This window comes from Paraburkholderia kururiensis, from assembly GCF_034424375.1.
GTDB classification, from domain to species: Bacteria; Pseudomonadota; Gammaproteobacteria; order Burkholderiales; family Burkholderiaceae; genus Paraburkholderia; species Paraburkholderia kururiensis_A.
Genome location: NZ_CP139965.1, coordinates 863,443 through 876,045, shown reverse-complemented (window position 1 = coordinate 876,045; position 12,603 = coordinate 863,443). Strand labels below are relative to the sequence as shown.

At 64.4% G+C, this 12,603-nt stretch carries 10 protein-coding genes; 7 read left to right on the top strand and 3 right to left on the bottom strand.

Annotation, left to right across the window (positions count from 1 at the left end):
* The first annotated feature begins 103 nt into the window (after positions 1 to 103).
* Positions 104 to 1,225 (top strand): zinc-binding metallopeptidase family protein, encoded by a 1,122-nt coding sequence (locus U0042_RS04035; RefSeq protein WP_114809974.1) that lies wholly within the window; start codon positions 104 to 106, stop codon positions 1,223 to 1,225.
* Positions 1,226 to 1,243: 18 nt separating this feature from the next.
* On the opposite strand, the gene U0042_RS04030 is transcribed toward U0042_RS04035, so the two are convergent.
* Together U0042_RS04030 and U0042_RS04025 are read right to left on the bottom strand one after the other, a co-directional pair.
* The gene (locus tag U0042_RS04030) at positions 1,244 to 2,254 is read right to left on the bottom strand and encodes an alpha-E domain-containing protein (protein WP_114809973.1); all 1,011 of its coding nucleotides are present in this window, start codon (positions 2,252 to 2,254) and stop codon (positions 1,244 to 1,246) included.
* Positions 2,255 to 2,324: 70 nt separating this feature from the next.
* A complete protein-coding gene (locus U0042_RS04025; protein ID WP_114809972.1) occupies positions 2,325 to 3,797 on the bottom strand; it encodes a circularly permuted type 2 ATP-grasp protein in 1,473 nt (490 codons plus the stop codon).
* A gap of 855 nt (positions 3,798 to 4,652) precedes the next feature.
* Between U0042_RS04025 and U0042_RS04020 the strand changes: the two genes are divergently transcribed.
* The 4 genes from U0042_RS04020 to U0042_RS04005 all read left to right on the top strand — a co-directional run bounded on the left by U0042_RS04020 (position 4,653) and on the right by U0042_RS04005 (position 9,425).
* The gene (locus U0042_RS04020) at positions 4,653 to 5,759 is read left to right on the top strand and encodes a porin (protein ID WP_114810088.1); all 1,107 of its coding nucleotides are present in this window, start codon (positions 4,653 to 4,655) and stop codon (positions 5,757 to 5,759) included.
* 246 nt (positions 5,760 to 6,005) lie between these two features.
* Complete coding sequence (locus U0042_RS04015; protein ID WP_114809971.1) at positions 6,006 to 6,521, top strand: sugar dehydrogenase complex small subunit; 516 nt, start codon at positions 6,006 to 6,008, stop codon at positions 6,519 to 6,521.
* Positions 6,522 to 6,523: 2 nt separating this feature from the next.
* Positions 6,524 to 8,134: a GMC family oxidoreductase gene (locus U0042_RS04010; RefSeq protein WP_114809970.1), complete on the top strand. Its 1,611-nt coding sequence runs from the start codon at positions 6,524 to 6,526 to the stop codon at positions 8,132 to 8,134.
* A 1-nt stretch (position 8,135) separates the two neighbouring features.
* Positions 8,136 to 9,425, top strand: a complete 1,290-nt coding sequence (locus tag U0042_RS04005; protein ID WP_114809969.1) for a c-type cytochrome — start codon at positions 8,136 to 8,138, stop codon at positions 9,423 to 9,425.
* A gap of 10 nt (positions 9,426 to 9,435) precedes the next feature.
* Here U0042_RS04005 and U0042_RS04000 read toward each other — a convergent pair whose 3' ends face one another.
* Positions 9,436 to 9,867 carry a cupin domain-containing protein gene (locus tag U0042_RS04000; RefSeq protein WP_114809968.1) on the bottom strand — a complete coding sequence of 144 codons (432 nt, stop codon included), beginning with the start codon at positions 9,865 to 9,867 and terminating at the stop codon, positions 9,436 to 9,438.
* A gap of 259 nt (positions 9,868 to 10,126) precedes the next feature.
* On the opposite strand from U0042_RS04000, the gene U0042_RS03995 reads away from it, so the two are divergent.
* The gene (locus U0042_RS03995) at positions 10,127 to 11,230 is read left to right on the top strand and encodes an esterase/lipase family protein (RefSeq protein ID WP_114809967.1); all 1,104 of its coding nucleotides are present in this window, start codon (positions 10,127 to 10,129) and stop codon (positions 11,228 to 11,230) included.
* Positions 11,231 to 11,232: 2 nt separating this feature from the next.
* A complete protein-coding gene (locus U0042_RS03990; protein WP_114809966.1) occupies positions 11,233 to 12,288 on the top strand; it encodes a lipase secretion chaperone in 1,056 nt (351 codons plus the stop codon).
* Positions 12,289 to 12,603 lie beyond the last annotated feature (315 nt).

Below are 12,603 nucleotides of genomic sequence, written 5' to 3'. Positions count from 1 at the left end.
CCGCACGATAATGCACGGCCAACGCGTGTTTACCGTGACGCCGGCGTGCGCGACATGTGCCGCCTGTGGAATGATTGTGACGACCGATGACGGAAGCCAAATAATGAAAACGTTCCATTGCGACCGCTGCCAGCAGCTTGTTTTCTTCGAGAACGTGCGCTGCGAGCGATGCGCCGCCCTGCTGGGCTACGTGCCGCAAAGCGGCGAGATCAGCGCTTTCGAAGAGGCGGGCGAGGGACTGTGGCGCCGCATCGGCGCAGGGCAGCCGCGCATGCCGGACGAGGCGGCCGGATCTGACGCCACCGCCCACGGCGCGCTCTTTCGCCAGTGCCACAACTACGCGGTGGAAAACGTCTGCAACTGGATGATCCCCGCCGATGCCCCCGACACGCTGTGCCGCTCGTGCCGCTTCACGCGCACCATTCCGAACCTCGAGCGGTCCGAGAACCGGCTCTACTGGTATCGGCTGGAAGCGGCCAAGCGGCGCCTGCTCTACACGCTGATGGCCCTGAATCTGCCGGTGCGATCGCGTCTGGAAGATCCGAAGCGCGGTCTCGCCTTCGAGTTTCTCGAAGACACCGCCGAAGACAAGAAGGTCATGACCGGACACAACCGCGGCGTCATCACGGTCAACATCGCCGAGGCCGACGACGCGCATCGCGAACAGACCCGCTCCGCGCTGGGCGAGCCATATCGCACGCTGCTCGGCCACTTCCGCCACGAGACGGGCCACTACTACTTCGACCGGCTGGTCACGGGCCGGCGCTGGCTCGCGCAGTTCCGCAAGCTGTTCGGCGACGAACGCGCCGACTACGGCGCGGCGCTCGAGGCGCACTACCGCGACGGGCCGTCCGCCGAGTGGGCGCAGTCGTACATCAGCGCATACGCCACCATGCACCCGTGGGAAGACTGGGCCGAAACGTGGGCGCATTATCTGCATATTGTGGACACCCTGGATACCGCGACCGCATGCGGGCTCGTGCTCATCCCCGAGCGACCGCACGAACCCACCCTCACGGACCGCACGCCGGTGGACGAAGCGAGCTTCGACGACCTGATGGCGCGCTGGTTTCCGCTCACCTATGTACTCAACAGCCTGAACCGCAGCCTCGGGATGCCCGACGGGTATCCGTTCACGCTGCCGCCGCCCGTCATCGACAAGCTGCGCTTCGTGCATCGCGTGGTCGCCGCAAGCGCTGCGGCGCCTGTTGCTTCGCGGCCCTGACCGCTGCATGGGCACGAGCTACGCCGCCTGCTGCTGCTCCATTTCCGGCGCGAGCGGCACGAGGAAATCGCGGCTGATGCAGCTTGCCAGTTCGTTCACGCGCGCGAGGAAATCGACGAGCCAGGCGTGCAGCCCGCCGCTCAGAATGTCGCCGATGCGCGAGTCGCGCACGTTCGCGTAAAGCTGCACTGCAAGCGCTTCGGTTTGGGCCGAGCGCGTGTTGCGCACGCGGCCAAGAATCTGCTTCGTTTCCTCGAGGCTCGCCGCGAGCGAGCGCGGCCAGTCGCCGAACAGGATCAAAAGACCCGCCACGCGCTCCGGCGTGATGACGTCGCGATACACCTTGCGATACACCTCGAAGCCCGAGACCGAGCGCAACACCGCGGCCCAGTGGTAGTAATCGAGCGAATGGGCAAGCGACTGCGCCGCGGGCTGCGCGTTCGCGCCGCCCAACTTTTCGAGCTGCTCGAGCATCTCGAACTTCACGTCGAGAATGCGCGCCGTGTTGTCCGCACGCTCGATGAACGTGCCGAGGCGAAGGAAGCAGAACGCGTCGTCCTTCACCATCGTGCCGGCCTGCACGCCGCGCGAGAGATGCGAGCGGAACTTGACCCACTCGAAGAATTCGCACGGGTCGCGCTCCAGCACGCCTTCGGCCAGCATGCGTTGCGCCTCGAGCCACGTCGTGTTGATGGTCTCCCACAATTCCGTCGTGATGGAGCCGCGCACCGCGCGAGCGTTTTCGCGCGCCGCCCGCAGGCAACTGATGATCGATGAGAGATTGGCGAGGTCCGCGGACATGAACGCGATGACGTCGCGGCTCTTCATGCCGGCGCCCTGGTGCGCGGCCGCGAAGTTGCCCGCGAGTTCCGAAATGGAAAGCATGGCGCGCCAGCCCAGCCCCGCATACTCGTCCGATTGCGGCAGCAGCGACATCTGGTAGTTCGCATCCAGCATGCGCGCGGTGTTTTCGGCTCGCTCGGTATAGCGGGCCATCCAGAAGAGATGGTCGGCAGTACGGCTCAGCATGGGTGCTCCTGAATGGCGTTGAATCGATGTATCGAAGGTGCCGGTATCGCTGCCGGCTGGCGAGCAGGCGTTATCGCTCCAGCACCCAGGTATCTTTCGTACCGCCTCCCTGTGACGAGTTGACGACAAGCGACCCTTCACGCAGCGCAACGCGCGTAAGCCCGCCCGGCACCATGCGCACTTCGTTCCCGGAGAGCACGAACGGACGCAGATCGATATGGCGCGGCGCGATGCCGGCTTCCACGTAAGTCGGGCACGTGGAGAGCGAAAGCGTGGGCTGCGCGATGTACTTGTCGGGATGCGCGATGAGCGCGGCGCGGAACGCCTCGATTTCGGCACTCGTGGACGCGGGGCCCACCAGCATGCCGTAGCCGCCCGCGCCGTGCGTTTCCTTCACCACGAGTTCGGGCAGATGGTCGAGCACGTACTGCAGGTCGCCCGGCTTGCGGCACATCCAGGTGGGCACGTTGTTGAGAATGGGCTCTTCGCCCAGGTAGAAGCGCACCATGTCCGGCACGTACGGGTAGATCGACTTGTCGTCGGCTACGCCCGTGCCTACGGCGTTGCACAGCGTCACGTTGCCGGCGCGGTACACGTCGAGCAGGCCCGCCGCGCCCAGCGTGGATTCCGGGCGAAACACGAGCGGGTCGAGGAAGTCGTCGTCCACGCGGCGGTAGATCACGTCGATGCGCTGCGGGCCTTGCGTCGTGCGCATGTAGAGGTGATGGTCGTCGACGAACAGGTCCTGGCCCTCCACCAGCTCCACGCCCATCTGCTGCGCGAGGAACGCGTGCTCGAAGTAGGCGGAGTTGTACATGCCCGGCGTGAGCACGACGATGGTGGGGTTGTCCACGCCTTCGGGCGCCGCTGCGCGCAGCGTGTCGAGCAGCAGGTCGGGATAGTGCGCCACGGGGGCCACGCGGTTGCGCGCGAAGAGTTCCGGGAAGAGCCGCATCATCATCTTGCGGTTCTCCAGCATGTACGACACGCCCGAGGGCACGCGCAGGTTGTCTTCGAGCACGTAGAACTCGCCCTCGCCGGCCCGCACGATGTCGATGCCCGCCACGTGCGCGTAGATGTCGCGCGCCACCTTCACGCCCTGCATCTCCGGACGATACTGCGCGTTGCCGACAATCTGCTCAGCGGGAATCACCCCCGCGCGCACGATCATCTGATCGTGGTAGATGTCGTAGATGAACCGGTTCAGCGCATTCACGCGCTGACGCAGGCCGTTTTCGAGCGCGGCCCATTCGTGTGCGGGAAAGATGCGGGGAATGACGTCGAAGGGAATGGTGCGTTCGGTGCCCACACCCGTTTCGTCTTTCGCGCCGTACACGGCGAACGTAATGCCGACGCGCCGGAAATTGAGATCCGCTTCCGCGCGCTTGTTGCGAATCTGCTGCTCGCTCTGCCCGGACATCCATGTGAAGAACTCGCGGTAGTGAGCCCGCGGGTCGCCTGCCTGCGGAAAGGCTGCTGCCGATACGCCGCGCACGTCCAGGTCGCTGCGTTCGAACATCTCGCTGAAGAAAGCTTGCGTCATAACCGGTCATCCAATCGTTGTGCCCGCCATCGTCCGGCCCGGTTGCACACGCGGTTCACCCGCGCGGCGACCGCTCTTCGCTCAAGCGCTTCTTCGATCGACGCAATAACACTGAACAGCGCTTGCGCTGCTCGGTATGGTGCAGCATGCGAGCATGCCGCTGCAATCTTTATCGCCCGATCGAGTAACCGCTATGCGGCGGCCTGCATTTAATCGCAGTCCGAACCGCGCTTTCATCGCTTGCTCGCAATACAGGGATGCGCCCATGCCGGCGCAAACCAGGCTCGCGATGATGGCAACCAGGCGTCGGGTCGATCAACGCAACTTCCATGCCGATTTAAGCGACGGATAAGGAATGGCTAAAGAGGCGCTGAATGCGCAGTTTGAGCGACGCTTGTTGCCGCGAAGCATTAGTCGCATGCACTGCGTTGGTGCCCGATCGTTAAGGCGTGCCCTCGCGCAGTACATCGGGCTAGTTCGGCTTCCCCAACTCGTCGCACGATTTAACAATGCCGACATCCGATGCGCCTTCGCGGCACATGGAATAACTCGTAGACGTCGCTTTGCTGCGTCTCCCGCCGTCCGCGCAAATCGATGAATAACGTGGCAGTTATGCATGCCGCGTAGCACGATTGATTCATCTCGCACACTTATTAATTGCGACAAATCGTCGCAATATGGAACCGGTTCCAATTATAATCTTGCCCGGCGCGAGACGGCGAAGCATGGAGCACTTCATTCAGCCGGCTCGTTGCAGCCGCACGGCCTGTTTGCAGTCGCTTGCACCCGTCGTTCCAGCTGCGCGCTTCCAGACAGGCCGTCCCAGAGCACAACGCCAACTTGCGGATGCCCACCATGAAACTTCGCGCCTCAACCGCCGCCGTGCTGCTCGCAGCCACACCGGCGGTGTATGCCCAAACCAGTGTCACGCTGTACGGCCGTGTGGATGGCGGCCTCGAATACCTGAATCACGTAGCCAATGGATCCGGTGGTACCTCCACGCGCTGGAGCGCGGAAGGCGGCGACTGGGGCACCAGCATGCTCGGCCTCAAGGGCGTGGAAGACCTGGGCGGCGGCCTGACCGCACTGTTCGATCTGGAAACCGCCTTGCAGATCATGAACGGCACCACCGGCGGTGGGCGCATGTTCTCGCGGCGCGCCTATGTCGGTTTGAGCGACGAACGCTGGGGCCGCGTGCAGATGGGCCGCAATCTCTTTATTGATAGCGACGGCGTCTGGGAATTCGATCCGCTCGTGCAGCAGGCCGTGTCGTCGGCGTCGCTGGTGCGCGGGCGCAACTGGCAGCAGACGAGCAACAACGTGGAGTACCACAGCCCCGTGTTCGGCGGCTTCGACGTGCAAGGCCAGTACGCGTTCGGCAACCAGTCGCGCGGCTTCAACGATGGCGCGCCCGACGACTTCGGCCGCTCGGACGGCATCATGCTCACGTACCACTCGCCGCTCTTCGACGTGCGCGGCATCTACGACGAACTGCGCGATCCGAACGGCCGTTTCAGCAATATCTTCACGGCGTCGCGCGAATATTTCGTGGGGGCCAACGTGCGCGTCTCGAAGTTCAAGATCCAGGGCGCCTACACGCACTACGCGGCGCCGGACACGCCGGCCGGTCTCGCCGACAGCGCAGACCACTACTGGCTGGGCGCCACCTACGAGCCGAACCAGCGCTGGGCCGTGACGGCCGCGGGCTTCTACATCAAGGTAGGCGAAGGCGCCGGCGATGCCGCGCACGACCCTTCGGGCCACGCAACGCTCTATGTGCTGGGTACCACCTACAACCTGAGCAAGCGAACGTTTCTCTACGGCACCGTGGCGTATCTGCGCAACAGCAGCCACGCGAACTTCTCGGTATTCGCCACGCCGCGCGACGCGAATCCGAACACGAGTCCGCTCGCAGGCGAATCGCAGACAGGCGCTTACGTGGGGATGATGCATAACTTCTGATGTGGTTTCGCGAGACGACCCGAATGCGCCGCTCGTTGTGGCCTGGGTTGTGACTTGCGTTGTGACCGGTCTCATGGGCGGGGTCGTTTTTTGCTACCGCCCGAATGCCATGCAGTCGATCAAAAGTTGGCCGCGGCGGCGCACGCGCTTCATCGCGCCGCCTGTGCCCGTCTTTACGTTTTCATTAACGCGGCCTTTGCCGGGCTTTCAACGGCACATCACGGCACACCCTCAAAGGACGATCAATTGACACGAGATGAACCACCGATCGCCAGCAGCAGCGAAGCGCCCGTGTCCCACGCGCGGCGCCATTGGCTGCAAGCCACGCTCGCGCTGACCGCCGCGAGCCTCGCGGGCTCCGCCACGCTGAAAGCGCTTGCACAAAGCCCGGCCAGCAGCGCCGACAGCGGCCAGGCGCTCGACGCGTTCATGACGCTGTCGCAGTCACTCACCGGCAAGACCGGCCTGGACCGCGCCGTCGGTGCGCGGCTCGCCGCCGCCCTGCAAAAGAAGACGCCCGACCTCGCGCAACGCGTGCCGCAGATTGCGGGTGCGCTCGCATCGGGCTCGCTGAAGCCCGACGACGAAGCGCTCGCGCTCAAGATTCTCACGGCCTGGTACATGGGCGTCGTAGACGACACGGTCGTCACGTACGAGCAGGCGCTGATGTTCAGCGTCGTGTCGGACACGCTCGTCATTCGCACCTACTGCCCCAACAAGCCCGGTTTCTGGGCGTCGAAACCTGTCGAGAGGCAATCCTGACCATGGCCGACACACAACAAGCGGATATCGTCGTGGTGGGATCGGGCGTGGCCGGAGCGCTCGTTGCGCATCAACTCGCGCTCGCCGGCAAGTCGGTGATCATGCTCGAAGCCGGGCCGCGGCTGCCGCGCTGGGAGATTGTCGAACGCTTTCGCAACCAGTTCGACAAAATGGACTTCATGGCGCCGTACCCGTCCACGCCGTGGGCGCCGCATCCTGAATATGGGCCGCCGAACAACTATCTCATCCTGAAGGGCGAGCACAAGTTCAACTCGCAATACATTCGCGCGGTGGGCGGCACCACCTGGCACTGGGCGGCTTCCGCCTGGCGCTTCATTCCGAACGACTTCAAGATGAAGACGGTCTACGGCGTGGCGCGCGACTGGCCCATCCAGTACGACGATCTCGAACCCTGGTACTACCGCGCGGAGCAGGAACTGGGCGTGTGGGGACCCAACGACGAAGACCTCTACTCGCCGCGCAAAGAGCCGTACCCCATGGCGCCGCTGCCGCTCTCGTACAACGAGGCCACCATCAAGTCGAAGCTCAACGCCTACGACGCGGCCTATCACGTCGTGACGGAGCCCGTCGCGCGCAACAGCGTGCCCTACGATGGCCGCCCCACCTGCTGCGGCAACAACAACTGCATGCCGATCTGTCCGATCGGCGCGATGTACAACGGCATCGTGCACGTCGAGAAGGCCGAGATGGCGGGCGCGAAGCTCATCGATAACGCCGTGGTGTACCGGCTCGAAGTGGGCCCGAACAAGCGCATCGTCGCGGCGCTCTACAAGGACCCGCAGGGCGTTTCGCATCGTGTGGAAGGCAAGTACTTCGTGCTCGCGGCAAACGGCATCGAAACGCCGAAGATCATGCTGATGTCCACGAGCCACGACTTTCCGAACGGCGTGGGCAACAGCTCCGACATGGTGGGCCGCAACCTGATGGACCATCCGGGCACGGGCGTGTCGTTCTATGCGGACGAAAAGCTCTGGCCCGGACGCGGGCCGCAGGAAATGACGTCGCTGATCGGTTTTCGCGACGGCGCATTCCGGTCGCAGCAAGCGGCGAAGAAGATCCACCTGTCGAACCTCTCGCGTATCGACCAGGAAACGCAGAAGATCTTCGGCCAGAAGAAGCTGCTGAAGCCCGCCGATCTCGACGCGCAAATTCGCGACCGCTCGGCGCGCTACGTGCAGTTCGACTGCTTCCACGAGATCCTGCCGCAGCCGGAAAACCGCATCGTGCCGAGCCGCACGGAAACGGACGCCATCGGCATTCCGCGCCCCGAGATCACCTACGCCATAGGCGACTACGTGAAACGCGGGGCCGCTCACACGCGCGAGGTGTACGCCACCGCGGCGAAGGTGCTGGGCGGCACGGACGTCGAGTTCCACGACGACTTCGCGCCGAACAACCACATCACCGGCTCCGTCATCATGGGCAGCGACGCACGCGATTCCGTGGTGGACAAGGATTGCCGCACGTTCGATCACCCGAACCTGTTCGTTTCGAGCAGCGCGACCATGCCCACCGTCGGCACCGTGAACGTGACCCTGACCATCGCGGCGCTCGCGCTGCGCATGGCGGACCAGCTCAAAAAGGAAGTCTGACGTGCTCAAGAAGACCCTGTTCCTGATGCTGGCGGGCGCCCTGGCGATGTCCGGCATGGCGCGTGCGGACGACTCCGCCGAGTCTGCGCCCAGCGGCGACGCCGCGCTCGTGAAGCGCGGCGAGTACCTCGCCGTGGTGGGCGACTGCATGGCCTGCCACACCACCGCGAAGGGCAAGCCGTTCGCGGGCGGCCTGCCGCTCAAGGTGCCCATGCTCGGCACGATCTACTCCACCAACATCACGCCGGACAAGAACACCGGCATCGGTACGTGGTCGTACGAAGACTTCGAACGCGCGGTGCGCAAAGGCGTGGCCAAAGACGGCCACAACCTGTACCCGGCGATGCCCTACGTCTCGTACGCGAAGATCAGCGACGACGACATGAAAGCGCTCTACGCCTACTTCGAGCACGGCGTGCAGCCTATCGACCAGCCGCAGCGCGCAAGCGACATTCCGTGGCCGCTCAACATGCGCTGGCCGCTCGCCGTGTGGAACTGGGTCTTCCTGAAGGAAGGGCCGTATCAGCCGAAGCCCGGCAAGAGCGTCGAATGGAATCGCGGCGCGTACCTCGTGCAGGGTCTCGCTCACTGCGGCACGTGCCATACGCCGCGCGGCGTCACGATGCAGGAGAAAGCACTGGACGAAACGGGCAGCGGTTTTCTTTCGGGGTCCGTACTTTCTGGCTGGGACGGCTACAACATCACGTCGGATGCCAACAGCGGCATCGGATCATGGACCGATGCGCAGCTCACGCAATACCTGCGCACGGGCAGCGTGCCGGGTGTCGCCCAGGCCGCGGGGCCGATGGGCGAAGCCGTGGAGCACAGCTTCTCGCACCTGACCGACGCGGACGTCAAGGCCGTGGCCACCTACATCCGCACGGTGCCCGCCGTGAGCGACGGCAGCACGAAGCCGCGCTACGCATGGGGCCAACCTGTCGACGACGTCGCGACGCTGCGCGGCGTCCGCTTCAACAACGCGACCGATCCGGCGCGGCTCTACCTGGGCAATTGCGCGACGTGCCACCAGGCTCACGGCGAAGGCTCTCCCGATAGCTACTACCCATCGCTGATGCACAACTCGACGGTGGGCGCGCCGAATCCGAACAACCTGGTCCAGGTCATCCTGCACGGTGTGCAGCGCAATGCAGCAGGCAACAACGTCAGCATGCCGGCATTCGCGGCCGACCTGAACGACGCGCAGATCGCGGCACTCACCAATTACGTGACGGCGCACTTCGGCAATCCATCTGCGAAGGTGACAGAGAAAGACGTGGCGAAGCTTCGGTAACTCTTCGTGGTTACGCTGCCGGGTTCTCGCTTGCTGGATCGTACGGCAGCACCTTCTCCTGCTCGTCGGGCCGGTTGCGCGCAACGATCGCGCGCGCCGGCGCCGTGTCGCTCAGATTGAACGGCTGATGCGGCACGCCCGGTGGAACGAACAGAAAGTCCCCCGCCTCCGTGATGACGGACTGCCGCAAGCCCGGCCCATAACGCGTTTCCACACGCCCCTCCAGCACGTAGATGCCTGTTTCGTAGCCGCAATGCACGTGTGGCTCGGCGTGGCCGCCCGGCGGCACCACGACGAGATGCATGGAGAGCGCACGCGTGCCCGCCGTCTCAGCCGAAAGGCCCACGAAATAAGGCAGCCGCTGCACCGTGCTGATCTCCCTGTCGGGATGCACCACGACGAGCGATGCGTTGGCGTGGGCCTGGTCGATATCGACTTGCATGAGAACTCCTTTATTGCGCGGTGCCAAGGGTTAGCCACGAGAGAAGGTGCACACGAAGCGCGAAAGCCGCATCGCTGTGCACTGCCGCGAAGTGCTGCGGCCAACTAGTGCCTCTCGTCTAATCGCGCCAATTTCGTTAGATGTACTGCGCTATTGCAAGGCACATACACTATGCTCCGCTTTCATCCATCGGCATGGGGTAGTGCGGTACGAAGCCTCGCCGGTCGAACAACAAATCGAAAATGGAGAGAGACAAAACATGAAGCGTTCACTACGTTTGGCACGTTCCCGAGTCGCCGCGCGCGCCGTTGCATGGGCGGTAACCGCAGCCTCGCTCGCAGGATGGTCGGCGCTGATCACCGTCAGCGCCACCCCGCCGGTACACGCCCAGACCGCCCCCACCAGCGACTACGCGACCACACGCTATCCCATCATCCTCGTGCACGGTCTCTCCGGCACGGACAAATACCTCGGCGTGCTGGATTACTGGTACGGCGTGCAGCAAGACCTGCAAAGCCGTGGCGCCACAGTCTACGTCGCCAATCTGTCGGGCTTCCAGAGCGACACAGGCCCCAACGGACGCGGCGAACAGCTGCTGGCCTACGTGAAGCAGGTGCTCGCCGTAACGGGCGCAAGCAAGGTCAATCTGATCGGCCACAGCCAGGGCGGACTCACGTCGCGTTATGTCGCGGCGGTTGCGCCGGAGCTCGTCGCGTCCGTGACGACTATCGGTACGCCGCATCGTGGCTCGGAGTTCGCTGACTTCGTAAAGGACTTGCTGGCCACCGACCCCACGGGCCTCTCGAGCGTTGCCGCCGCACAGTTCTTCAACCTCTTCGGCACGCTCACGAACAGCACCAACAACTCGAATCAGGACGCGTTGGCCGCGCTCAACACGCTCACCACCACCAGCGCCGCCGCGTTCAACGCACAGTACCCCAGCGCCGGGCTGGGCGCACCAGGGTCATGCCGCACAGGCGCACCTACGGAGACGGTGGGCGGCAACACGCACCTGCTGTATTCGTGGGCGGGCACTGCGGTTCAGCCTGTCGGCTCGTTGTTCGGCGCAACCGCCACACGCGACACGAGCACGATCCCGCTGGTCGATCCAGCCAATGCGCTCGACCCCTCCACGCTCGTTCTGCTCGGCACGGGCACCGTGATGATGAACCGCAATTCAGGTCCGAACGACGGCCTCGTCTCGATGTGCAGTTCGCTGTATGGCAGCGTACTGAGCACGAGCTACAAGTGGAATCACCTCGACGAGATCAACCAGTTGCTCGGCGTGCGCGGCGCGTATGCAGAAGATCCGCTCGCCGTGATTCGCACGCATGCGAATCGCCTGAAACTGGCCGGCGTGTGACCATGCCGCCGCGTTCCGGCAACGCGCCGCGTAGGCCGCGCCGCAGGTCGTTCACGGCAATCGGGCTCGCCGTCTGTGTGGCTTTCGGCCTCGCAGCAGCGGGCGCCGCGTGGTACGGGAAGACTGCCGCAAACGAACACGCGAATCACGCTCCCACCGGCATCGCGTCCGATCCCGGCCACGCCGCCGTTGCGCAGATGCGCGATGCGGCCACGCAGATCCCGCAGTTGCCGACGTCCCTCGCAGGGTCTTCCGCGCCGCGCCTGCCGCTGGACGCAGGCGGTCGTCTCGCGAAATCGCGCGCGGTGCGCGACTTCTTCGACTATTGCCTGAGCGCGCAAAGCGATTTGAGTTCGAGCGCGCTCGATGCACTGGTGAAGCGCGAAATCGCAGCCCAACTCGACGGCACGCCCGCACAGATGGAAGCGCTCGACGTGTGGCGACGCTATCGCGCGTATCTGGCTGCGCTCGCGTCGCTGCCGGACGCCGGCGCTGAGCCTGCCGGCAAGCTCGATATCGCGTCAGTCCAACTCGCGCTCGATCAGCGCGAAACGATTGCCGCACGCACGCTGGGCGAATGGAGCGCGCCGTTCTTCGGTGCCGAACAGCAGCACCAGCGCTACGAGCTTGCGCGCCTGAAGATTGCACGAGACTCCACGTTGACCGACGAGCAAAAGGCCCAGCGGCTCGCGGCGCTCGATCAATCGCTGTCGCCCGAGGAGCGTGCGACAAAGGAACGCATGCAGCGCCAACAGGCGGCGATCTCGCAGATCGCCAGGTTGCAGGAGTCGGGCGCCTCGCCGGAAGAAACGCGCGCGCAGCTCACGCCGACGCTCGGCCCCGAAGCCGCCGCGCGCGTAGTCCAGATGGAGCAGGAAGAAGCCGACTGGCGCGACCGCTATGCAGCCTACGCCGCGCAGCGCGCGCAGATCGAGGCGCAAGGGCTGGCGCCGCAGGCGCGCGATGCCCAGATCGCACAACTGCGGCAACGCATCTTCACGAAGCCGGGCGAGGCGCTGCGCGCCGCGTCGCTGGACGGCAGCGGCGCCCACCCATAGCGGCGGCCTTTCGAGGCCACGCCCGCGTCGGCAGCCTGCCGACCGCACCACACCACACCGCAGCCCGCCGCAGTTATCCCCACTTTTTGTTCGCAAGCTTGTGAACAACCTTTGCACAAATCGGCCAAGGCGTTGAGCCGAAAGGCGTATTCGCCGCGGCGTCGAATTGCGTCACGGCCGGTTCCCTTCACAGGCGTCCCAAACGAGGTCGTCAGACGTCCCTCAATGATGTTATGCAAAATCATGTGCATGAAATGCAAACACCATGACAATCAACCGCACATAGGAAAGGTTTCGTATTACCCTGGTAGATTG